This is a genomic window from Altericista sp. CCNU0014 (genome assembly GCF_044923475.1).
GTDB lineage: Bacteria > Cyanobacteriota > Cyanobacteriia > Thermosynechococcales > Thermosynechococcaceae > JAAURS01.
On record NZ_CP137338.1, the window covers coordinates 692,404 to 716,053 of the forward strand.

Annotated in this window: 24 protein-coding genes; 4 read left to right on the forward strand and 20 right to left on the reverse strand. The window is 50.2% G+C overall.

Annotation, left to right across the window (positions count from 1 at the left end):
* Positions 1–114: 114 nt before the first annotated feature.
* Complete coding sequence (locus R6H26_RS03485) at positions 115–1,014, reverse strand: pirin family protein (protein WP_404788358.1); 900 nt, start codon at positions 1,012–1,014, stop codon at positions 115–117.
* A gap of 146 nt (positions 1,015–1,160) precedes the next feature.
* Between R6H26_RS03485 and R6H26_RS03490 the strand changes: the two genes are divergently transcribed.
* The gene (locus tag R6H26_RS03490) at positions 1,161–2,528 is read left to right on the forward strand and encodes an IS4 family transposase (protein WP_404783463.1); all 1,368 of its coding nucleotides are present in this window, start codon (positions 1,161–1,163) and stop codon (positions 2,526–2,528) included.
* Positions 2,529–2,636: 108 nt separating this feature from the next.
* Here R6H26_RS03490 and R6H26_RS03495 read toward each other — a convergent pair whose 3' ends face one another.
* The 4 genes from R6H26_RS03495 to R6H26_RS03510 all read right to left on the reverse strand — a co-directional run bounded on the left by R6H26_RS03495 (position 2,637) and on the right by R6H26_RS03510 (position 5,265).
* Positions 2,637–2,984 carry an AraC family transcriptional regulator gene (locus R6H26_RS03495; RefSeq protein ID WP_404788359.1) on the reverse strand — a complete coding sequence of 116 codons (348 nt, stop codon included), beginning with the start codon at positions 2,982–2,984 and terminating at the stop codon, positions 2,637–2,639.
* Positions 2,985–3,085: 101 nt separating this feature from the next.
* A complete protein-coding gene (locus R6H26_RS03500) occupies positions 3,086–3,643 on the reverse strand; it encodes a DsbA family protein (protein WP_404788360.1) in 558 nt (185 codons plus the stop codon).
* Positions 3,644–3,962: 319 nt separating this feature from the next.
* Positions 3,963–4,379, reverse strand: coding sequence for a hypothetical protein (locus tag R6H26_RS03505; protein ID WP_404788362.1), 417 nt, complete (start codon positions 4,377–4,379; stop codon positions 3,963–3,965).
* Positions 4,372–5,265, reverse strand: a complete 894-nt coding sequence (locus R6H26_RS03510) for a pirin family protein (protein ID WP_404788364.1) — start codon at positions 5,263–5,265, stop codon at positions 4,372–4,374. The genes R6H26_RS03505 and R6H26_RS03510 overlap by 8 nt, the downstream gene beginning before the upstream one ends.
* 124 nt (positions 5,266–5,389) lie before the next feature.
* Between R6H26_RS03510 and R6H26_RS03515 the strand changes: the two genes are divergently transcribed.
* The gene (locus R6H26_RS03515; protein ID WP_404788365.1) at positions 5,390–5,923 is read left to right on the forward strand and encodes a PadR family transcriptional regulator; all 534 of its coding nucleotides are present in this window, start codon (positions 5,390–5,392) and stop codon (positions 5,921–5,923) included.
* A 235-nt stretch (positions 5,924–6,158) separates the two neighbouring features.
* Here the strand turns inward: R6H26_RS03515 and R6H26_RS03520 are convergent, their stop codons facing one another.
* The 5 genes from R6H26_RS03520 to R6H26_RS03540 all read right to left on the reverse strand — a co-directional run bounded on the left by R6H26_RS03520 (position 6,159) and on the right by R6H26_RS03540 (position 12,808).
* The gene (locus R6H26_RS03520) at positions 6,159–6,629 is read right to left on the reverse strand and encodes a nuclear transport factor 2 family protein (RefSeq protein WP_404788367.1); all 471 of its coding nucleotides are present in this window, start codon (positions 6,627–6,629) and stop codon (positions 6,159–6,161) included.
* 106 nt (positions 6,630–6,735) lie between these two features.
* Positions 6,736–8,301, reverse strand: coding sequence for a GMC family oxidoreductase (locus R6H26_RS03525; RefSeq protein ID WP_404788369.1), 1,566 nt, complete (start codon positions 8,299–8,301; stop codon positions 6,736–6,738).
* Positions 8,302–8,305: 4 nt separating this feature from the next.
* Entirely contained in the window at positions 8,306–8,506 is a 201-nt protein-coding gene (locus R6H26_RS03530) for a hypothetical protein (protein WP_404788371.1), read from the reverse strand.
* Positions 8,507–8,718: 212 nt separating this feature from the next.
* On the reverse strand, positions 8,719–9,348 hold the full coding sequence (locus R6H26_RS03535; RefSeq protein ID WP_404788373.1) for a response regulator: 630 nt from the start codon (positions 9,346–9,348) through the stop codon (positions 8,719–8,721).
* Between the two features lie 7 nt (positions 9,349–9,355).
* Positions 9,356–12,808: a PAS domain S-box protein gene (locus R6H26_RS03540; protein WP_404788375.1), complete on the reverse strand. Its 3,453-nt coding sequence runs from the start codon at positions 12,806–12,808 to the stop codon at positions 9,356–9,358.
* A gap of 221 nt (positions 12,809–13,029) precedes the next feature.
* Between R6H26_RS03540 and R6H26_RS03545 the strand changes: the two genes are divergently transcribed.
* Both R6H26_RS03545 and blaOXA read left to right on the forward strand, forming a co-directional pair.
* A complete protein-coding gene (locus R6H26_RS03545; RefSeq protein ID WP_404788377.1) occupies positions 13,030–13,467 on the forward strand; it encodes a VOC family protein in 438 nt (145 codons plus the stop codon).
* Between the two features lie 85 nt (positions 13,468–13,552).
* Complete coding sequence (gene blaOXA / locus R6H26_RS03550) at positions 13,553–14,437, forward strand: class D beta-lactamase (RefSeq protein WP_404788379.1); 885 nt, start codon at positions 13,553–13,555, stop codon at positions 14,435–14,437.
* Positions 14,438–14,553: 116 nt separating this feature from the next.
* On the opposite strand, the gene R6H26_RS03555 is transcribed toward blaOXA, so the two are convergent.
* The 10 genes from R6H26_RS03555 to R6H26_RS03600 all read right to left on the reverse strand — a co-directional run bounded on the left by R6H26_RS03555 (position 14,554) and on the right by R6H26_RS03600 (position 23,636).
* A complete protein-coding gene (locus tag R6H26_RS03555) occupies positions 14,554–14,703 on the reverse strand; it encodes a helix-turn-helix domain-containing protein (RefSeq protein WP_404788381.1) in 150 nt (49 codons plus the stop codon).
* A gap of 114 nt (positions 14,704–14,817) precedes the next feature.
* Positions 14,818–15,237 carry an ester cyclase gene (locus tag R6H26_RS03560; protein ID WP_404788383.1) on the reverse strand — a complete coding sequence of 140 codons (420 nt, stop codon included), beginning with the start codon at positions 15,235–15,237 and terminating at the stop codon, positions 14,818–14,820.
* Between the two features lie 52 nt (positions 15,238–15,289).
* A complete protein-coding gene (locus R6H26_RS03565; RefSeq protein WP_404788385.1) occupies positions 15,290–16,666 on the reverse strand; it encodes an FAD-dependent oxidoreductase in 1,377 nt (458 codons plus the stop codon).
* Positions 16,654–18,234, reverse strand: coding sequence for a GMC family oxidoreductase (locus R6H26_RS03570; RefSeq protein ID WP_404788387.1), 1,581 nt, complete (start codon positions 18,232–18,234; stop codon positions 16,654–16,656). Before R6H26_RS03570 ends, R6H26_RS03565 begins: the two co-directional genes overlap by 13 nt.
* Positions 18,235–18,258: 24 nt before the next feature.
* Positions 18,259–18,972, reverse strand: a complete 714-nt coding sequence (locus R6H26_RS03575) for an MBL fold metallo-hydrolase (RefSeq protein WP_404788389.1) — start codon at positions 18,970–18,972, stop codon at positions 18,259–18,261.
* A gap of 125 nt (positions 18,973–19,097) precedes the next feature.
* The gene (locus R6H26_RS03580) at positions 19,098–20,021 is read right to left on the reverse strand and encodes a GNAT family N-acetyltransferase (protein ID WP_404788391.1); all 924 of its coding nucleotides are present in this window, start codon (positions 20,019–20,021) and stop codon (positions 19,098–19,100) included.
* Positions 20,022–20,045: 24 nt separating this feature from the next.
* Entirely contained in the window at positions 20,046–20,777 is a 732-nt protein-coding gene (locus R6H26_RS03585; RefSeq protein ID WP_404788393.1) for an SDR family oxidoreductase, read from the reverse strand.
* 39 nt (positions 20,778–20,816) lie between these two features.
* Positions 20,817–21,194 (reverse strand): nuclear transport factor 2 family protein, encoded by a 378-nt coding sequence (locus R6H26_RS03590; RefSeq protein ID WP_404788395.1) that lies wholly within the window; start codon positions 21,192–21,194, stop codon positions 20,817–20,819.
* A gap of 143 nt (positions 21,195–21,337) precedes the next feature.
* Positions 21,338–22,333, reverse strand: a complete 996-nt coding sequence (locus R6H26_RS03595; RefSeq protein ID WP_404788396.1) for an aldo/keto reductase — start codon at positions 22,331–22,333, stop codon at positions 21,338–21,340.
* Positions 22,334–22,379: 46 nt separating this feature from the next.
* Positions 22,380–23,636 carry an MFS transporter gene (locus R6H26_RS03600; protein WP_404788398.1) on the reverse strand — a complete coding sequence of 419 codons (1,257 nt, stop codon included), beginning with the start codon at positions 23,634–23,636 and terminating at the stop codon, positions 22,380–22,382.
* Positions 23,637–23,650 lie beyond the last annotated feature (14 nt).

Sequence of the window (23,650 nt, forward strand, 5' to 3'; positions counted from 1 at the left end):
CATACTGATGGGGCGAAATCCCCATGACTTGCTAAACACACTCGCATCACCTGCTGCAACCGGGTACGAGTTAAGCTGCTGTTCTCTCGCTCAGCAAAGAACGCCTAACCATCGTCAGCTCAGAGGGGTCGCGCTACTACCGCGATCTGAATTATCAGGGAGCGGAATGAATTCAATCTCACCGGGAACCGCCGGGAAGCGGCGGTCTTGCCAATCTCGTTTTGCCTGCTCGATACGCGCTGAGCGGCTCGACACAAAGTTCCAGTACTTTATGCGATCGCCCACTGGTGCCCCGCCGATAATCATTGCTTTCGCCTCAGTCCCTGCACGGATATCTACTGATTCATCCGGCGCTAAAACGGCTAGACGATATGGCTCTAAAGGCTTTCCATTTAAGAATAGGCCGGATGTGACGCTATAAACTGCCCTTTCTAAACCTTCTATTGGCGCTAGCTGAAATTGACTACCCTCCGTGAAAACGAGCGCTAGGTAAAGAGTAGCAGAGTAGGTTATAACTGGCGATCGGTGAGACTGGTAGCTACCGGCGATCAAGGTCGCGCTGGTGCCTGTTTGAATCCACCTCGGTAAATCAGTCGCTGGATAATGTGAAAAGCTGGGCTCAACTTCTTCAGCGATTTCGGGAAGGGCAATCCAGGTCTGAATGCCGTGAAGAGTAGATTCTTTCTCTCTAAAGCTCTCGGGCGATCGCTCAGAATGAACAATACCTTTGCCCGCTGTCATCCAGTTCACATCGCCCGGAAAAATCTCTTGTACTGTACCTAGACTATCTCTATGCAGAAGGCTTCCTTCAAACAGATAGGTAACCGTCGCCAAATTGATGTGTGGATGGGGTCTAACATCGACGCCTTTTCCAGCCGGGAAAATAGCTGGGCCTAAGTGGTCGAAGAAGATGAAAGGTCCAACCGTTTTTAGGGTTTCACTCGGTAAGATGCGCTGTACGCTAAACCCACCTAAGTTGTGCTTTTCGGGCGTGATTAATTGCTGAATACTCATTTTTGTACGATCCATTCTTAGTTAACGCTGTGGACGAAGATACAATCTTAGTTCCAATGCCACTGAAATAAGGAGACAAAAAAATCTGCAAGGCATGATTTAGAAGCATCATAGCCTTACAGACCAAAATAATACCTCCTTATCTTATGCTGAATCGTGCCGAAATTCTCAAGCAGCAGTTCAATCAGAGTATTGGATTACCTTGGTTGAAGATATTGCCAGCGTCGCGGATTGAAGAAATTTTAGTAGAAGAAAATATTCAGTATCGAAACTGTGTGTATACGCCGATTGTGACGCTATGGGCACTCCTGTCTCAAGTTTTAGACCCGGATAAAAGCCTCAGCAATGCCGTCAAACGGATTACGGCTTGGGTGGGAGCGGCAGGCGGAGACAGCCCCTCCCCTGATACTGGAGCCTATAGTAAAGCCCGTCAACGATTGAGCGAAAGCGTCTTGCAGCGTCTGATTCCCGATACGGCGGAGTCGTTAGAACAAACGATTCCCTCGACCGAACAATGGTGTGGACTTCGGGTGCGGGTCTATGACGGTACCACAGTGCTGATGAGCGATACGCCTGCCAACCAAGCCGATTATCCTCAACACAGTAACCAAAAGCCAGGGTGTGGATTTCCCATCGCCAAGCTTGTGGTGGTCTTCTCCTTAATGACAGGTGCGGTTGTGTCGGCTTGCGTGAGCTGTTTTAAGACCAGTGAGCTGGAATTGAGTCGTCTGCTGTATGCGGACTTAGTGCCTGGGGATGTAGGGCTCGGCGACCGAGCTTATGGAACTTTTACAGATCTGGCCTTAGTCCAAGCCCAGGGCGCTGATGGGGTGTTTCGTAAGCATCATGCCCGTCATAGCGATTTTCGTCGAGGTCAGAAGCTGGGTATTGGAGACCATGCTGTTCGATGGCATAAACCTTCCAAACCTCCTCAACACATGAGTGAGGAAGACTTTAGCCAGTTGCCAAAGTTTTTAGATGTTCGCGAGGTGTCTATCCTAATCCGTCGTCCAGGTTTTCGAGACCTACGAATCATTATTGTCACGACTTTACTCGATGCCAAACGCTATAGTGCCAAGCAGTTAGGTCAACTCTACGGTCTGAGATGGCAGGCGGCTGAGGTTAATTTACGACATCTCAAAACCACCTTGGGTATGGAGATGCTCAGCGCCAAAACCCCGCAAATGGTGCGCAAAGACCTCTGGGCACATCTATTGGCCTACAATCTCTTGCGAACCGTCATGCTCCAGACAGCGCAATCCTCAGAACAAGCCCTATCTCGACTGTCGTTGCAGGGAACTCGACAGCAGTTCCTACAAACAATAGGGTTGTTGGCAATTACAACGCAAAAGATACAGCAAAATTTGTATCGAGTTCTAATGGAGGTTGTAGCAAAGGACTTGCTGCCTTTGAGAGTTTTTCGGTCTGAACCCAGAGTGCTAAAACGTAGGCCAAAGCCATTTGCGCGAATGAATAAACCTCGTGCTGTTCTCAAAGCTGCTCTAGTAAATTGATTTAGCTTATTTCAGTGGCATTGAATCTTAGTTCTGTTTTAAATGTAATGAGTTCCAATGTTCGATTTCTTTCAGATCCTTAGGACAAATTTTCAGACTCTTATGGTGCTAGCGAATCTGCTTGGGAGTCTTTCCCATGAATCGCTTGAAGTGCTGCGTCAAATGGCTTTGACTGGAGAAACCTACTTGTAGGGCAATGTCTGCGATCGCTAAATCTGTTTTTGACAACATCAATGTCGCTTGTTCGACGCGCTGTTGAATCACATACTGGTGTGGAGAAATGTCGATCGCTTGTTTGAATGCACTAGCAAAGTAAGTCGGGCTAAGATTCAGCGTCTTTGCAAGTTCAACCAGTGACAAGTCTCGATCGAGGTGAGTCTGAATATAGTCGAGTACTTGTTGCAATTGAGTACACGTTAAGCCTTTGTGCTTGAATTCAATAGTTGTTGTTAGCATGGTTCAAAAATTGACAATTTGTTCAACAAAAAAAGCAAAGGCTAGCCATAAAAATTTGATCGCTGACTAGCACTAACAAACAAGTCAAATATAAATAGAGTTTAGTGACTTGCAGCAATCATGGCTGTCGTCAACTCTGTTATTTTCCAGCGTCCGGTATATCGAATGTTATTGATAAATAGGGCTGGAGCAACCGTTACTCCACTGTGCAATCCACTTTCAATATTTTCATTGATGCGATCGCTATGTACTTGTTTGTGCAAGTCTTTGAGGAACTGAGGAATATCAAGCCCTAAATCGTTGGCATACTCGACAAGATAACCGTTCTCTAACTTTTGCTGATGGGCAAATAAAGTGTCGTGCATTGACCAAAACTGTCCTTGGGCAGCGGCTGCTTCGGCTGCTTCGGCTGCCCGTTGAGTATGAGGATGAATCTGTGCTTGCGGAAAATGACGGAAGATAAAGCATAAAAAATCCTCTCCAAAAGAAGCACTAAGCTCTCGTTCGATCGCTTTAATCAGCTTGTAAACGTCTGCACTTCTGGAGTCTTGATAGTCTCCATACATCACCAGCACGATCTTGGCGCTCAGAACACCTTGCCTCCAATCTTGGGTTGAAGGGAGTATAAGTAAGGAACTGTGGCTGCGATAATCGTTCATTTTTCTAGATCTGCATCAAGCATGGAACCTTGCAATTTACTTGCTCAATCCATTGATTGCATAACTGTTTGCTATAAATTCACTATAGGCGATCGCCTTCAAGTCGTCGTCTACAGCAAGTTAAAACTTTTACAGTACAAATTGATAGAGCAACCATGTCATCGTGGAGTAGAAGGTTGGCTATAACTTAAGTTAGAATCGGGTGCACTGATTTGTTTGAGAGTACACCTGAACACGCCGCAAATGCTTGCGATTCGGTCAATACAATGGATAAAAGCAGTTCGTCCAGATTAAATTTAATCTGGACGAACTGCTCAATTTATCGTTGAACTTTAGTCGCTAGCAGTGTGACCAAATCGGCATGAGCTAACACCACATCGGGGTTGCGTTGAAACGCCGCATCATACTTCACAGCAAAGTCATCTCCAGCTTCATCAGGTGTGAGTAGAATCCGAACATCAGCAATGAGAGCAGCGATCGCCTCGGAGGTTATAGGCTCATCAGAGTGGATTAACTCATCAATTTGCACGATCGATGCTGAGAGGTGATGCAACCAGGCAAATCGATCGCTATCGATCGCCAGTTGTAGCAATTCACCCTTAGAGACCCGTCCGTGCACCTGTTCGTAACGAATATGCTCGATATCTAACAACAGTTTATGCAAATGCAATAACTTGATGCGGATATCGGTCAGCAGTTGATGTTGGGTAATACGGTGTTGCAGCGTGTTAATCATAAATATGTCCCATCCTTCCATTTTGGTAATCGTCGATCGCTTGTAGTATTTCGGCTTCAGTGTTCATCACAAAGGGGCCATAGCGCACCACAGGTTCATTCAGCGGCACTCCAGCAATCAGCAGTAGATCGAGGGGTTGGGTGGCATCCGCAGGATTGGCGATCGCCACTTCCTCACCATCAGGTGCAAAAATCACCATTTGCCCATCCTCACCCCGTTCCTGCTCAGTACCAAACAAACCAGACCCATCGAGGACATAGGTAAAGGCGTTGTACTCTTTCGGTACCGATTGAACAATGCTTCCTCCCGGTTGGAGCGTGAAGTGCAGGTAGATAATCGGGGTGCGGGTTTCAATCACCGCTTTCGCCCCCAACGCTTCTCCCGCAATTACGCGCACTGTCACGAACCCATCTTTGGTCTGAGCCACTGGAATCTGCGCTGATGGAATTTCCTGATAGCGAGGAGCAATCATCTTGTCCCGCTGCGGCAAGTTGACCCAGAGTTGAATGCCGTGCAGTCGCCCACCCGTGCGGGTAAACTCAGCTTCTGGCATTTCGGAATGCACTACGCCTGCCCCAGCGGTCATCCACTGCACATCACCGGGATTGAGCAGTCCGGCATGACCGACCGAGTCCTTGTGTTCCAGCCGTCCATCCAAGACGTAGCTGACGGTTTCAAAGCCACGATGGGGATGATCTGGTGCGCCCTTTGCTTGACCGGGCTTCTGATTCACGGGACCCAATTCATCGAGGAGGAGAAAGGGGTCAAACTCAGAAAAGCTACTCTTGGGAAAAGGACGACGCACCAGAAAGCCTGCTCCTTCAAGTGTTTCTACACTATTAATGATTCCAGCAACGGTTCGGAATGTTTGAGTTTGAGTGGTCATACAGTTGCCTCCAGGCAGACAGTTTATAAAACTTGTCCTATATATGATTAATCATATACTAACATAGAAGTATATAAATTCTATGGGTAGGGCTTGTCCTCCCTGTTCGTTCGGTAAACCGCCTATGTCTCTTGCCCATGTGATTCTGGGTCTGCTCCAACAACAGGAGCGGACAGGCTACGACCTCAAAACTAAGTGCTTTGACGATTGCATTTCCCATCTGTGGCCAGCAGATCAGGCACAGATTTATCGGACTTTAGACAAACTGGAGTCACAGGGGTGGATTACCTGTACCGTCGAGATTCAGCACGATCGCCCCAATCGCAAGGTTTACCGGATTACCGAAGCAGGTGAAGCAGAGTTAACCCACTGGCTTCAGACACATCATCCGTTGCCCGTGTTGCGAGAGCCGTTGCTGGTGCAGCTCTACTTTGCGGCTCAGTTGCCTAACGAGGCGATCGTGGATCTGCTTGAGCAGGAACTGGAAGCACGGCAAGAAAAGCTAGCCCAGTGTAAGGAAATCGAGGCTCTATCTTTGAGTAATCCGACTGCACCGCGTGAACAAAAACTGCATCGACTAGTTTTGGACTTAGTGAAGCAACGGGAACAGACTTATTTAGATTGGTTGGAAAAGGCGATCGCAACAATCCGAAGCTAATCAACGTAAATTCCTTTGAATATATTGCGATGGAAAGTCAACAGAAATTCAAGCATTGGATACGACGCATGGAGACGGAGAGGTATGCCATCTGCGCCAGTGCGTTGATAGGGCTTTGCGCCTCGCCATAGCACCCGAGCAGTGCCCGCGCAGGCCCCTCCTGCGGCAAGTCGGACGGAGCCAGGTAGATGCTTTACGCAGGCGTGTTTTCTTCTGTGGCGATCGCGGCGCGACCTCAGAACTTTGCGCCGCTCATGGCTGCCATGAACGCCATCGGGTTCCAGTACTCGCGGTAATTGACGATCAACCCATTCTTGAAAGTCACAAACGTGGCGTAGCTCATTTCATAGGGATTGCCGTTACCGATCACCCGGCCCGACACGCTCCACTCGGCAATGGCCATGCTGGGGTCATCGGTAGCGACGATCTTCAGCGTGGGAGTCCGCTGCACGTCGATGACGCTGGGATAGTTCTTCAAATACTCGTAGATAGCCGCTCGGCCCACCAGCTTTCTGGATGCCACGTCGGGCGCGAAGGGGAATTCGACGACGACGTTTTCGTCGCAGAGTTCAGCCCAGCCCTTAATATCTTTGGCTAGGAAAGTGTCCAGACTGCGCTTCAGCAATTGCGCTGCGGTCAGACCCTTGCCAGCCTCTTGCGTGTGTGCGGGTGCGGCGGTGTCGCTTGTGGGATGATCTGGTTTCATGTGATTGTGTCCAAGTTGGGGTTGATGATGTTGACTTGCCCCTGTGGCAAATCTCAGAGCTATCGCTCTTTCGGGCGGGGTTGCTTTCACTGATTGCGTACTTCTCTTAGGCCATCCGGGCAGCGATGCTTTCGGCCAGCATCATTGTCGGGAAAGCCGTTGCGACGGAGGGCACGTCAGGCCAGATCGAGGCATCGACGACTCGCAGGCCTTTGACGCCACGAACGCGTCCGTCAATGTCCACCACAGCCCCGGCATCGCGCGGTCCGCCCATGGGTACAGTGGAGGTCGGATGATGATAGCTCTGCACAGAGGCCGCGAGCGCGGCGTCGATCGAAGCGCGGTCGCTCTTTGCCGCGCCCGGCGCCAGTTCTGCACCCACCATATCGGCAAAAGGCTGCTGACGCGCAATGTGCCGGATGACTTCGACACCATCGACCAAGCGCTCGCGGTCACCGCTGTCCGTCAGGAAGCCGAGATCGATGATGGGCGCAGCATAGGGATCGCGGCTGATGATAGTCAGGGAACCCACGGAACGCGGTCTCACGAGCGCAGCGAACAGCAGGAACATCGCGCCGTCGGAAGTCTGCCCACCGTCGGGCATGGGCGCGGTGCTGATGTTCAGATCTGCCTCGCCGTTCGTCGCGTGGTTGGATGTCGTCCACAGCATTGCGCCGATGGGTGGATACGGAAGGCCTACTGCTTCCTTGCGAATCGACCAGACGGTCGGAACCATCGGGTGATCCTGTAGACGGCGACCGACCGGCAGCTCGGACACGACCGGGATGTCAAGACCTCGCAGCACCTCAGAGGGTCCAATGCCGGAACGCATCAGGATCGCCGGGCTGACATAGGTGCCCGCTGACAGGATGATTTCACCAGCTAGGACGATCGCCCCGCCCGCCAGTCGGACGCCTTGGGCCTGGCCATGCGCCACTAACACGGCATCGACCAGCGTCTCGTCGCGGATGGTCAGATTAGGCCGGGCGCGCACCGCATCGCCCAACAAGGTCATTCCTGTGTTAAGCCTCACACCCATGCGGGTATTCATCACATAGGGACCAGCGCCCAGCGGCTGCCCCGTCGTAAAACCCGATGTGCGCTGGTAGCCCGCAGCCAGTGCCGACGCGATGAAGTCGCGATGCTGGTCAGACACTTCTTCATCGCCGAGCTGGTGGATGGGGACGCAGCCGTCGCGGCCGTCGCCGCCAGTGCCGGAGGTACGCTCCAGCGAACGATAGAAGGTCTGCGCGCTTTGCCAGCTCAAGGCTTCGAGGTCGTGCGCCTTGGCCCAGCGATCGTGGTCGTATTTCGGCACCCGCATCGCCACTGCACCGTTGATGGCAGATGAGCCACCCAGCACCTTGGCGCGGTTGAGCTGAAGCCTTCTGCCCAGCACGCCAGGCTCGCTGTAAAAGCCCCAGTCGTGCTGCGGATCGCCACCCACTAGGTCCTGGCGGCGGACTGGGTCGGGATAGGCGTTTGGGAGATAAGCCTTGCCCGCTTCAATCAGCAAGACACTGCGAGATGGATCGGCACTCAGGCGATTGGCAAGCACTGCGCCGGCGGATCCGCCACCGACAATGATGACGTCAAACTCTGCTCGGCCAGCGCGCCCAGCAAAGTCTCGGCGGCTCTGTTCTGTTGCGTTGATTGTTTGATTGCCTTTCATTTCATTACTCCTGTAAGGTCTTCTCCGCACGACACATGCCGCACATTGGGGTGGCATTGGCGCGGAGGACTGGGAGTTCGATGTCACGCACAAGTTGGAAGAGTCCGCTCTGACGATCGATCGGCAGCAGAACGGCGTCGTTGGGATCGATCGTTGTGTCGATGGTATTGCTCATGGGTTTGTCTCCTTTTTGATTCAAATTCATGCAAGGTCATTTTTTCCTAGCTATCTGAAGTGTTGCCGGTTTTAGTACTCAGCTTTTTTCAGAACAAATTCAATATAGGAGATCGCTTTCGAGCCGTCGTCTATAGCGAGTTAACTCTTTTACAGTACAAATTGATAGGGTCGCCATACTATCGCGAAGTAGAAGGCTGGCTCTAACTTAAGTTAGAATTCCAATCCGATCGAAAGTACACCCTACAAACTAACAATGCCGCGTTTAACAGCAACAATCACAGCTTGAGTGCGATCGCTCACATCTAACTTATTCAAAATCCGATTGACATGAGATTTAACCGTACCTTCACCGATATTCAAAGCCGCCGCAATCTCGGCATTGCTCATCCCCTGCGCCAGCGAGCGGAGTACTGCTAGTTCTCGTTCGCTCAGTTCTGGATTGCTCATTCGCTGTACCAACTTGGCTCCCACATCGGGCGGAATATACTTCTGACCCCGATGAACGGTGCGAATGGCATTCAGAAGCTCGTCCGGTTCAGTTTCTTTCAGCAGGTATCCTTTTGCGCCTGCCTGTAATCCTCGATAGATATCTTCGTCACTATCATAAGTGGTTAGTACAATAATTCGAGCAGATTTAGCGATCGCACAAATTTCCCCGATGGCAACAACGCCTTCCACTTCAGGCATTCGCAGATCCATCAGCGTGACATCTGGTTGGTGTTCCTCAAATAGCGCGATCGCCTGCTCCCCATTTTCGGCTTGGGCAATCACGTTCATACCTGGGTCACGGTTAATAATCGTGGCTAATCCTTGCCGAAAGATGGCATGATCGTCCGCAATCAGAATCCGAATGGTCGTGGTTTGGATCATCGTAATGCTACTCCTGATTGACGATGACAATAATCTCTGTTCCTTGTCCGGGTTGACTCCTAATTGTGAGTTGTGCGCCGATGCGCTCTGCCCGTTCGCTCATGCCGAGTAAGCCAAAACCCTCAGAGGCTGGAATACTGCCAACTCCAAAGCCCTGCCCATTATCTTTTACGCGCAAGCAAACCCGATCGCGCTCGTAGACTAGCTCCACTCGGATTTCGTCAGCATTTGCATGTTTAATCGCATTGGTCAATGCTTCCTGCCCCATCCGCAGTAGGTTACTCTCAACTTCAGTGGGTAGAGAATATACTGCACCCTCGATTTCATAATATAAAGTGGTTTCCAATGCGGCAGTTCTGAATTGAGCGACGAGACGATGGAGAGCGCTCTGTAAACTGCCTTCCTCCAAAAGCTGAGGACGGAGTGCGACGACCGATCGCCGCGCTTCAACCAGTCCTGTTCGTGCCAATTCTTTGATCAGGTCTAGATGTGCCTGAGTTGCTTCTACATCATCCGTTAGTACCTGGTTTGCAGCTCCGACCTGAGCCAGAATGCCTGTAAACGCCTGAGCGAGTGTATCGTGAATTTCGCGTGCCATGCGGTTGCGCTCCTCTAAAATTGAGGCTTCTTCTGCTTGCTTCAGCGCCGTGATATCTCGCACTAACCAAATCACCTGCTCGTGCCGAATCGGGGCAATGCGAACCGAAAACCAGATTTCTCGCCCAGCTTTCCAGTGGCTGTATTCAATGGTAAGGACTTGCTGGGTTCTCAGCACCTGCTGCATGCAACTCAGGAATTCATCGGCTTGTTCCTTGGCAAGGAGTTGATGCAGTGTTTTACCAATCTGCTCCTCGATTGGTCTACATGACTGATTGGGCTCTCTCTCGACTGCATCGAGTACTTGCCCTTCAGAAGTTAGTACATACAGCGGGTCGGGAATTGCCGCAATTAAAGTTTGCAGCTCTTTCTCTGAGGCTTGCAGCGCGGCTTCTGCCTGTTTGCGATCGTCGATATCCGTAACAACTCCCAACGCTCGGATGGGTTCACCGAATTCATTCCAGGCAACAACGTTGCCAACAGCAAGAATCCATTTCCACTGACCATCCTGGGTACGATGGCGATACTCTGCTTGATAGCTGGGGACTTCTCCGGTAATACAAGCATGGTAAACTGCAAGCACTGATTCTCTATCGTCAGGATGCAAACTCTCAATCCACGTAGATTTGGTCACGTGAAATGTTGCTGGATCGTAGCCCAGCATTAAAGCGTATTCTGGGTTAATCACGACTTCTTCAGTTTTGATATTGAGATCGTAGAGTCCCTGATTTGAAGCGGTTAATGCCAAGCGTAGTCGTTCTTCACTCGTTTGTAGAGCGGCTTCTGCTTGCTTGCGATCGCTAATATCCACAATCACTCCTTCGATGTAGTCATCGTCGGCATTCAAATAAGAAGAGAAAAGTCCCCAAAATGGTGTCCCATCTCGTTTTCGCATCTGGATTTCATAGCTTCGCACTTCCCCGTCCCGCTTCAGCACCTCAATGAATTGTTGGCGATCGTTGGGATTTACATTAAAGTCTGTAGTGTGTTCCAGCCCAACGATCTCTTCTGGCGAATCAAAGCCAAGCAGATCGGCAAAGCGTTGATTGGCATTGAGAATTAATCCATCACAGGTGCGGGTTCGGTAGATGCCGACCTGGGAGTTTTCAAAGATGTTTCGGAACTTGGCTTCACTGCGTTGTAATGCCTCTTCTGCTCGTCTACGCTGGGTGGTATCATTGCCAACCGATAAGATTTCAACGACCTCTCCCTGATCGTTGAAGATGGCTTGATTCGACCACTCCATCCAAATTCGCCGACCATCTCGACACAGGTTTTCACCTTCACCTTTCGGGTATGATTGAGGGTTGCGAAGTAAATCACGGACAAAGGGTCTCATATCGCGTCCAGAGAGTTCGGCTTCTGGAATGATGGTTTCAAATAAGGTTCGCCCTACAATTTCATGTTCTTCATAGCCCAGGAGTTTGACCCCATAATCGTTGATGTAGCAAATTCGTCCTTGCGGATCGTAGCGAAGGATGACTGAATTCGCGGTTTGTAGCAGGTTGCGATAGTTCGCTTCACTTTGCCGTAATGCCGCTTCTGCCTGTTTGCAATCGCTAATATCGGCAAGCACCCCTTCAATGTAGTCATCGTCTGCATTCAAGTAAGAGGAGAAAAGTCCCCAAAACACTGTCCCATCTTGTTTTCGCAGCTGTGCTTCATAGCTTCGCAGTTCCCCATCCCGCTTCAGCAACTCAAGGGAGTGTTGGCGATCGCTGGGATTTACAAAATAGCCGATGCTGTGTTCCAGCCCGATAATCTCCTCTGGTGAATCAAAGCCCAACAGATTGGCAAGGCGTTGATTGGCATTGAGAATTAACTCATCCGAGAAGCGGACTCGGAAGATGCCAACCTGCGAGTTTTCAAAGATAGTTCGGAACTTGGCTTCACTGCGTTGTAATGCCTCTTCTGCTTGTCTGCGTTGGGTGGTGTCATTGCCCACCGATAAGATTTCAACGACCTCTCCTTGGTCATTAAAGATGGCTTGATTTGACCAAGCCATCCAAACTCGCCGACCGTCTCGACACAGGTTTTCACCCTCGCCTTGCGGGTAAGATTGAGGATTGCGAAGTAGATCGCGGACAAAGGGTCTCATATCGCGTCCAGAGAGTTCGGCTTCTGGAATGATGGTTTCAAATAAGCTCCGCCCTAAAATCTCATGTTCTTCATAGCCCAGAAGTTTGACTCCATAATCATTGATGTATCGAATCCGTCCTTGCGGATCGTAGCGAATGATGACTGAATTTGCGGTTTGTAATAGGTTGCGATAATTTGCTTCGCTTTGTCTCAATGCCGCTTCGGTTTGTTGACGTTCAACGATCTCCTGCTGTAAGGCTTGCGTTTGCTCTTCTACCTTCCTTTCCAGTGTTTCGGCATAGTTTTTTAACTGTTCGTACAGTCGAGCATTTTCTAGAGAAATTGCTGCCCGATCCATCAACAATTCGAGGGCTTGTAAGCGATCGCTGGTAAACACGCCAGTACTGAGATTGTTCTCCAGATAAAGGATGCCGATCGGCTGACTTTGCTTGAGAATTGGCATACAAAGGAGCGATCGCGTCTGTTGGTGTTGAATGTAAGGATCGGTTGAAAAAGGCGATTCGCTGACTGCATCATCAAGCATCAGCGTTTCTTGAGTGCGTTCTACCGAGTGAATGACGGAGACAGGAATCGTTGTACAGTCAGCAACCGTAAGCTTTTCTAGATTGCACTGTCTACTTCCACTGCATTGAGCCACCACAGTGAGTCGATCGTCTTCCACGAGAATCAGAGCGCCTGTTTCGGCTCCGGCATTTTCGATCGCCACCTGCATCAACGGGGCAATCAATCGATCGAGATGGATCGTTCCAGGCAGGGTAATCATTGAACTCTTCCCCGACGAAGGACTGTCAGCCGCCTCCTAAAGTATATCGCTTGCCAAACTCCAGAGAATTAAGCTTTTTGGTGGAGTTCGCAAGAACGATGCGATCGCCATCAAGATTAGATGCTTCAGCAACCTGCGCGATTAAGTCTGGCTTACAGACTTTGTCAACCCAGTCAGCGATCGCTCATAGCACTGATTGAAATGGGGTTGACTACAATGTAGTGAATGTTTCAAACGAACGCATGGAGGATTTAGATATGGACAATAATCCCAGCATTCTCTCGCACGTTTCGATTGGCACCAATGATTTCGAACGGGCGATTGCATTCTACGATCGCGTTCTACTCACGCTAGGCTGCAAGCGACTGATGGAACATCCAGGTGCGATCGCTTACGGCAAACAATATCCTGAATTCTGGGTCGGAACTCCGTTTGACGGACAACCTGCGACCGTGGGCAATGGCACGCATGTTGGCTTTATTGCTCCCACGAAAGAAGCCGTCCATGCCTTCTATGAAGCAGCACTAGCCGCAGGCGGCAAAGACGAAGGTGCACCAGGTTCTCGCTCAGACTACAGCGATGCATACTACGGCTGTTTTGTGCGCGACCCAGATGGACATAAAGTAGAAGCTGCCTTTTGGGACGAACAGCTTGCTTGACGCGTTTCGCACAAATTGGGGCTTTCCGGAATCGCTCTACATTGAGATGTATTCTTCAACTTACAATTTCAGGATCGGGACAACAATGCGTAGAATCGAAGCTGCTTTAAGCAAACGGCTCAAACTAGGGTTCCTCAATGTTTCTAGCCTTGCGCTGCTTTGCAGTTTAGCGATTTGCACGATCGCGGCGCGACCTGACGCGATCGCAGTGGCACGATCGCATCCAACTGAGCGAGTTCAAATAGCACAAGCTCCCAATCTCAGCAAAGCCTTCCAGGAGTTGGGCATCGATGGTGCGATCGTTATCTACGATAAAAACCGCGATCGCTTCTACGAACACAACCCCTCACGCAATCGCACCGCTTTCTTTCCTGGTAGCACCTTCAAAATCTTAAATGCTTTAATCTCACTTGAAATAGGGACGATTCGAGATGATGTCACTGTTCTAACATGGGATGGCATCCAACGATCGATTCCGGCTTGGAATCGCGATACGAATTTGCGTCAAGCGTTCAAGGATTCCACCGTCTGGTTTTATCAAGTGCTGGCACGGAAAAATGGGCATCAAAGCATGCAAAAGTTTGTTCGGCAAGTCAACTATGGCAACCGTCAAATTGGGGCCGCTGACCGGATCGATCGCTTCTGGTTAGATGGACCGCTACAAACCACGCCCAAGCAGCAAATCGAATTTCTGCAACGCTTGGAACGCAATGCTTTACCCTTCTCGCAACGCACAAGCGATCTTGTTAAAGACATGATGGTCGTCGAGCGGACACCAAATTATACTTTGAGAGGTAAGACAGGCTGGATCGATTCTGTGAAGCCTAGTATTGGTTGGATTGTTGGGTATTTAGAACAGAACAACAATGTGTACTTCTTTGCAACGAATATCACCATGCCCAGTGCAAAAGAAGCTCCTCAGCGATTAGAACTGACTCGTCGGAGCTTCAAAGCATTAGGATTGCTCTAGCATTGCATTGCACGGCTCATGTACGCTCAAACTTCGACCGCTCCTATAAGTTCTAATAAGTTCTAACACTTAAATTCTTTCAAATTCTTACGGCGATCGATCGGATTCTTATGGAGCTAGCGAATCTGTCTTGGCGTCATTCCAGTAATGCGCTTGAACTGTTGCGTCAGATGGCTTTGACTGGAGAAACCGACTTGTAAAGCGATGTCTGCGATCGCCGAAGACGGCGCGCAAGCTTCGCCAAATCCGTTTTCGCCAACATCCATTTTGCCTCTTCTACTCACTGTTGAATCACATATTGATGTGGAGCAATTCCCATCGCCTGTTTGAATGTTCCATTTCCACCACTCAAGATTTGCCAGTTAAATACCAATTTTATCTTATGGGTTCAACGGGTTCGCACCAAGCTGCTGCAAAATGCCCAGTTGGTCAGAGCTACCCCACCGCTCGACAATTTGACCGTTCTCGAAGCGGGCAATCTGAACGCCACGGGCTTTAATGGGACGACCCGTTGCCGGAATGCCCAAGAAGTCACCCTGATGAGTGCCCGTAACCGTGTAGGCGATCGCCACATTATCGTCGTCGGCCACCAGTTGCTCTACACTAATGCTCAAGTCCGGGAAGGCAGCTCGAAATCCCGTAAAGAAGTGGATGAAACCCGCTGGCCCTGGCTCCTGATCGGGGGCCGGGTCGCGATCGATGACGGTCGGTGCGAACACCTCGCGCAAAATTTCTAGATTTCCGCTGTTGACCGCCTCTCCCAGTCGCTGTGTGGCGGCGATGTTAGCTTGCTGACTCATGGTTTTCTCCTTTGATATTCGATCGAAAAGTAATCCGTCGGCAGTACCCAACTCATCGGTTTGGGCACCCTGGCATATCATCTCCCAGCAGTAACCGTGCCAGACTCGGTAGTGCTTCTCCATAGGTAGGATGGATGTGAACCGATCGCTCTAATAACTGCCAGGTAGCGTCTGCCTCCATCAGATCCAGGAAAACATGTACGAGTTCGGCGGTTTCATACCCCACCAAGGTCGCCCCCAAGATTTTGTCGGTGTCGCTGTCGATGACTATACGATAAAATCCCAGCTCGTGCCCCCATTCTATCGCCCGCGCAATCTGGCTCATAGGCAAGGTGACAGCTCGCGCATTAATACCTTGCTTCAGAGCCTGCTCTAAGGTGATTCCCACCCGCCCAACCTGAGGTTCTGTGTAGACCGCATAGCCGAGAACGCGATCGCTCCGAGTCCGATTTTCGCCGCACAAAATGGCTTTTAAGCGCCGATAGTCCTCCCAAGACACATGGGTAAACGCAGGCTGTTTGGCTGCATCGCCGATCGCGTAAATACCAGAGCAGCTTGTCTGAAACTGGTCGTCAATTTTGATAAATCCCTGGGTATCAAGCTCAATGCCACTGGTGGCTGCATTTAAGGCCCCTGTATTGGGTTTGCGACCAATTGCAATCAGCAACGCTTCTCCCTGAAGTTGCTCGCCATTGGTCAGGGTCAGTTCAAACACGCCATCCTGATGGGCAACTTGATTCACCTCAACCCCAAAATGGATTTGGACTCCATCCTGCTGTAAAGCGTTTGCTAAGACCTCACTGACCTCAGGTTCTTCTCGATCGAGGACGCGATCGCCCCGGACGATTAAGTGAGTCTGACTGCCCAAACGCGCTAGTCCCTGGCCCAATTCCAATCCGATATAGCCTGCTCCCAGCACGAGTAAACGCGGTGGCAATGCGGTCAGATCGAAAAAGTTGCGATTAGTCAGATAGGGAGTTCCAGCCAAACCGGGAATATCTGGGATCGGGGACGACGTGCCCGTGTTGATGATAACCAGGGGGGCCTGGACTGTCACATCCTCGCCTTGAATCGTTCGCTCTCCCACAAAGGCGGCTTCGGCGCAAACGATTTTGACGCCGACATTCTCTAAGCGTTGGCGGATGCCCTGGTTGAAATCGTGGCGAATACTTCGGACTCGCTCCATCACAACGGGAAAATCAACTTCAACTTGCGTGTGAATTCCTAATTTCTCTCCTTGACGGGCACGACCCGCTGTGTGGGCTGCTGCCAAGAATGCTTTGGACGGCGTACAGCCATAGTTAATGCAACTGCCACCTAAGGCATCCCGCTCGAATAAAACGACCTTGCGACCCTCTTTAGCAAAATCAGTGGCTAACGGAATACCACCTTGACCGCTGCCGATGATAATGACATCTACTGTTTCCATCGTGTCGATCTCCTTAGAGGCAATGACGATCGTGAAAATTGCAACTGACTGGCCGATTTGATTAAATCGGCTGCTTTTTCGCCAATCATGATGGTGGGCGCATTCGTATTTCCGGTGGTGATTGTGGGCATGATGGAAGCATCGACAACCCGCAATCCTTCTACTCCACGGACTCGAAGTTCGGGATCTACAACTGCCATTGAGTCAGTACCCATTTTACAAGTGCCAACCGGATGATACATCGTGGTGCAAACTTCCCGAACGTAAGCTTCGAGGGCTTCACCAGTTTGAACATCAGTGCCTGGAGCAACTTCCTCACCGCGAAACTCATCCAAGAAATCGGAATGAAATAAGTTACGAAGGAGTTGAATCCCTGCCACTAGCTTTTGCACGTCGGATCGAGTTTGCAGATAATTCAGTCGAACGATCGGAGCGTCTTTCGGCTCGGAAGAACGCAACGCGACACTCCCACTGTTTTGGGGATGGGTTAAGCTAACGACACCCGTAAATCCCCAATCAACTGGGGAATAACCCGGAGGTAACCAGGGAATGGCACAACAGAAAAATTGCAAGTCTGGTGCGACATCTATTTTTCCCTCGCTCTGCAGAAACAGTCCAGCTTCACCAATCCCACTATTGGTGGTAGTGAGGTGCAACGCCTGAGTTGCACGGTAGACTGCGGGAACGAGGATGTGATCTTGCAGGTTTTGACCGACACCCGGTAGATCGGCGACGACAGAAATCCCCATTGCTTGCAGGTGTTCTGCGTCGCCAATACCTGAGAGCATCAGCAGCTTAGGTGAATCGATCGCGCCCGCACTTAAAATCACTTCCCGATTGACCCTGACTTGATGTATTTTCCCTGCATGTAAGTACTCCACACCAATGACGCGAGTTCCCTCAAATAGCAATCGAGTCACCAATGCATCCGTTTGAACGGTTAGATTCGGGCGCTCTAGTATTGGCGTGAGGAAAGCAGCAGCCGTACTGTGCCGTTTTCCATCTTTGACTGTCATTTGGTAGAATCCTGCTCCTTCCTGTTGTGTGGCATTGAAATCGGGATTGCGGTCATATCCCATTGCTACACAGGCATCTACAAACCGTTGAGAGGTCGGGGCACGCACAGTCAGGTCGGTGACATTCAACTCTCCATCCACACCGTGATAGTCATCGGCTCCACGTTGCTGATGCTCTGATTTTTTGAAGTAGGGCAAAACACTCTGATAACTCCAGCCAGGGTTACCTAATTCTTGCCAGCGATCGTAATCGTGAGGATTGCCTCGAATATAGAGCAGAAAGTTAATCGAACTGCTGCCCCCTAGGACTTTGCCGCGAGGATAAAAGATAGTGCGATCGTTCAGGTAGGGTTCGGGTTCCGAGAAATAGCCCCAGTCCACCTCAGAGCCGAGGAGTTTGAGGCAATCTGCTGGGATGTGAATCTCTGGTTTAGTATCGGGATTACCTGCTTCCAGCAGCAGCACAGTTGTTTCGGGATCTTCGGTGAGGCGATTGACGACCACACAACCTGCCGAACCTGCACCGATCGCAATATAATCGTATTGAGTCATGATATTCTCCTGCTCCATTGATTGTTAGCCAGAGAGTCTGTCAGCCAGCGCCCTTAGTAAGCCTGCTCCATCACCTTGCCATGCACTACCATGCATACAGGCTAGAACCCTCGGTTCTTCTGAAGCTAATCGCTCTAGCATCTCTCGCCCTTTCTGCGTATGGGAGTAGTAATCCATTTGCTTGCGAAATGCTTCGCTCGGTTCTAGTATGTCTGATTCTGTCAATGGAGGCAGATTTGCCCCGCCTTGTGTGAATAAATCTCCGCACAGAAGTGTTTTGGTAACTTCTTCCATGAGATAGCCACAATCCCATCCGTGGGGCAGGTGCGGAGTATCAAACCACTGAAGCGAGTGCTTCCCAATCGAAAGAACCTCTCCATCCGCGAGCGCCTGTGGAGACCGATCTGCTAAATCTTCGACGGACACGAGTGCTCCAACCTTGCCGCAGACAGGAATAGCGTCTGGGGCGGCGCAGAGCCATTCATTAAGAGAGCCGCACTCATCTGATTCTACGTGCGAAAATGCAATGTATCTTAGACTCTCCGCAGGCACAATTTTAGAGACTGCCTCACGAACCAGTTGAAACATTTTGCGAGGACCCGTATGAAATAGCAGGGGAGCATCATCGACAATCAGGTATTGGTTAAACGAGAAACCAGCTACTGGTGTGTTGATTCGGTATATTCCATCAGCAATCTCATATAGGTTTGTTCCTGATTGAGTATTTGCGACTACCATAAACTCATATCTCCACGGTGATGAAAAAACTTAAGCGATCGCAGAAATCTTGCTGTATTGAGTTTCTATGCTTGACTTCTTTCAGCTTCTTACAACGCTTTAGCGTCATAAAATGCGGGGTTCTCTCAAAAAAGAATAGATGGTAGAAATGTACCAGTGGGCTGGTTGTAGAGACCGAGACTCATCAATGTCATAGGTTGCACAATGCGAAGTCCGTGGTGCAAACACCAGCGAAATAGTTGGTTGTTGCGGGTGGGTAGCAGAAATCCAGCCCCCTCAAAAGACTTTGCCGCACCAATCAGTGCCTTCAGGTCTTCGTTGTTTTCGCCGACAGCATGACCAAAGAAGCCGATGAGCGTGGCATAGCCTGCGATCCGAGCATCGTGCTCCACAACGGTTGCCGTACCTTGTTGAATGGCTTGAAGCAGCTCTCGACCCCGATCGAACCCATGAACTTGCCAACAGAGACGATTACAGGCTGCCAAATCTGCCTCGATCGCTGGGCGGACTGCATACCCTGGAATTTCCAGCCCCAGTGCTGCCCCTTGTAGAAGCGCCAGTGGCTCCTGCACATCAAACCCCAGTTTGGTGTAGAGGGCTAGCGATCGGTTATGAAATGCTGCCTGCACCAAACGCACCCCAGCAAACCCTTGTTGTTGCGCCCGTTCCAGTACCGCTTCCATTAATCGTCTCCCCAGGGTAGCATTCTGGAGATGGGGGGCAATGGTAATCGGGCCTACCCCAGCAATCGTTGACGCTTCCCACAGGAAGTTACTGCCGACGATCTGTCCAGCCATCTCAGCAACGATAGCGTACACATCGGGTTGCGAAAACAGCATCGACATCATATCCTGAGCCATTTCAGGCATTGGGAAATCGGGGGGAAACCCATGCCGATCGGAAATGCTTTTGAAAGCTTCGTAGCAGATTTCGGCGCAAGCCGGAGCATCTGCTGAGCTACCCAACCGCAGTGTCAAGCTGAGATCGGAGGTGGGTCGATCGAGTGGGGAAAGTTGGAGCGGTAAGTGCTGTGACGGTATGCGTGACATAAAACTATCCTCATCGGCTGGTGCTTAACTGCTTTTAATGTGTCGAACAACAATCTCATTCACCTCCACATCTTCGGGCTGCTCGACCGCAAAAGCAATAGCACGGGCGATCGCATCTGCTGGGAGGATCGCCTTGCGAAATTCTTCTACCCACTCCGCCGCTTCAGGATCGGTGATGGTGTTGGGAAGTTCGGATTTAGTCGGACCGGGCGAGATCGTTGTGACCCGAATATCCGTCGATTCCTGTCGCAGTCCCTCGGAGATCGCCCGGACTGCAAACTTCGTGGCGCAGTATACGGCTGCTGTCGGATAGACGTTGTGTCCTCCGGTCGAGGATATATTGACAAACTGTCCAGACTGTTGCTGCTTGAAGATCGGCAGCGCGGCAGCAATACCATGCAGAACACCGCGAATGTTGACATCAATCATCCGGTTCCATTCGTCGATCTTTAAGACATCTAGCTTTGAGAGTGGCATCAACCCAGCATTATTGACAACGACATCCAGGCGACCAAATTTGTCTTTGGCAAACTCGACAAAGGCTTGCATGTCTTCGAGGCTGGTCACGTCCAGAGCACAGTATTCTGCTTCGCCACCCTGCTCGCAGATTTCGGAGGCGATCGCTTCTAGTCGGTCAGTGCGCCGTGCCCCCAGCACCACCCGTAAACCCTTTTGAGCGAGTAATCTAGCGGTAGCTTCACCAATACCGCTACTCGCACCTGTAATGGCAATGACTTTATTCTCAACGGTTGACATGGTGATTGTCTTCCTTTTTACTTTGGGTATTTGTCAGCATCAGATTTGAACTGGCTCCATATATAGCCTTGCCCATGCGATCGTGTTTTCTCTGAGTCCCGTAACGACAGCGCCTCGCAGATTGAATGCTGTGCCGTTTGTCTGATTTCCCTGCCAATGCCATTCCGACCAACCAATGTCACCCGCGATCGTGTGGGTCACTAATTTCGCTTGAATATCGGGCACTTGAGCAAAGATGCCAGTCCAGTTCTTTCGCACCTGTTCTGCGCCAGTCACGTTTCGCTCCGGGTGTACTGGCTGTTCGCCCACGAAGTCATTGGCAAAGCAGTTCACCAACGCGTCAATATCATGAGCGTCGATCGCAGCTTCCATCTTGAGCAGAACTGAGAGATTGCTTTGATGAGGAGGAGTATTCATCTGCATATCATCGATCTCCATGCGTTATAAAACTCGAACAGCAAAGTGTAGCCAGCTCCATTGCTCGGCTTCTTTCAGATTCTTAAGGCGGTTTGTCAGATTCTTATGGGAAACGATTTGCATGGGTATATATTGCAGCAGAACTAACGATTGACCGAGGTCATCAATGCTTCAGGATAGCGAGTTCCTGCAGCAGCGCCGATCGGCACAACGGTTTCAATTTGTTGAATCTCGTCAGCCGTTAATGCAATATCTAATGCACCTACGTTTTCGTGCAGTCGTGATTGACTTTTCGTCCCAGGAATGGGAATAACGTCTTCGCCTTTTGTTAGCAACCAAGCGATCGCAAGTTGAGCAGGCGTGCACTGCTTTTGGATGGCAATCTGTTTGATTTTTTCGACCAGTTCCAGATTGCGATAAAAATTCTTGCCCTGAAAGCGGGGATTGTTCCGCCGAAAATCGCCCGGTGGAAAGTTATCGGGAGATTGAAACGCTCCGGTTAAAAATCCTCGTCCCAATGGTGAGTAGGCAACTAAACTCGTTCCCAATTCTCGACACACGGGCAACAGATCGGTTTCAGGCTCTCGCGTCCACAAACTGTATTCGGCTTGCAGCATGGCAATGGGATGCACCTGAGTCGCTCGACGCAACGTTTGAGCAGATGCTTCTGAGAGTCCGGCGTAGCGCACTTTACCATCTTGAATCAGGTCTGCGATCGCGCCTACCGTGTCCTCAATCGGCACAGTTGGATCGACTCTAGCGGGATAGTACAGATCGATGTAGTCTACTCCCAAACGCTGGAGACTATAGGCTAGAAAGTTCTGCACTGCAACTGGACGATTATCGTGCCCATTAAAGTTTCCTTTATGATCGCGCAACGCTCCAAACTTCACTGAAATAAAGACTTTGTTACGGGGAATGCCTTCGATCGCTTCTCGAATCAACAGTTCGCTGCGCCCCATACCATAAAAATCGCCTGTATCAAGGAAATTAATGCCAAGGTCAATCGCGGCTCGAATGGTTGCAATACTCTCAGCGTCATCGCGTTGTCGATCGCTGTAGAAGTCAGCCATACCCAAGCAGCCTAATCCCAATGCTGAGATTTTTTCATCTGTTAGGCCTAGTTTGCGATATTTCACGATCGGGTTCCTTTTGTTTGATTTGCGTTAATTAACGAGTAAAAAACTAGCGATAGTAAATTGCCTCATCATGAATAGCACGATACTTATGATTCAACCGCTTCAGTCTTGAACGTGCAAAAAGCATGATAGCTACAGCGACAAGCGCTTGGATTGCGGCTGCCCAGTAAGGAGCCGATGGACTCACTGATTGGTATAACCAACCCGCCCAGGATGGACCTATGACTTGCGCGATCGCCATCACCGCAGCAATACTCCCTTGAACGCGTCCTTGCATACTGCTACCCATACTCTTTGACATCGTTCCTGTAAGACAGGTTTGCACAATAGGTTGCCCGATGCTAAAGACTACCATTGCGATATAAACAAGTTGTAGAGTGCCTGTAAGGGGGAATAGACCGAGCAAGAAGAATGCGAATCCAGCCATTACACCACCCAGAATAGCCAGTCGGATTTCTCGAAATCGCCGCAGCAGTAACGGTAAAATAACTAATTGGACGGAGACGTCAATGACACCAAAGATGATGAACAAGGGAGAAATCTGTTCTGGAGACCAATTGAGTCGGTCCGAGAGTAAGCTGGGCAAATTAGCTGAAGGCACCATCACAATCGTCCAGAACAGCAAAAAACTCAGCAATAATAATCGCAGTTGCGGAAATTGCACTATATTGCGCAATTGCGTCAAGGGATTCAGGTGGCTAAATTGAAGTGATGTTGCCCGCTGCTCTGGGGGCAAGCTTTCTGGCATCGAGAAGTAGCCCCAGATAGCAGCAAAAATGAGCAACGCAATCAGGATATGGAGAGGGGTGGCAGGACTATAGCGCGAGAAGAAACCACTTGTCGCTGGACCTACAATGAATCCGGCACCAATAGCAGCGCTGAGAAATGCAAAGTAGCGCGTGCGATCGTTAGATTCAGTTACGTCTGCCACATAGGAAAATGAGCTGCCAATCCAACAGTCAGCCAGACCTACAATCATCCAGCCCAAAAACAATGCCCATAATGACCCACCTACTGCAAATAGGGAAAAGCCGAAAATTGCAACGCATAAACTTACCAGGATGACCACGCGTCGCCCATAGCGATCGCTAATCGCGCCGAGGGTGGGTGCACTTAGAAATTGCGCAAAAGAATAGCTAGAAAATAGCATCCCAATAGTAAACGCATTACCCCCATATTGCTCAACCAAAGTAGGTAGAATAGGGCTCATTAACCCAATACTAAATGTGCTCAAAAAAGCAGCCAGCAAAATAAATGGATGCAAGCGATGGGATCGCTGCTGCGGTAATTGCTCAATATTCATTGTTTACTTCCTAA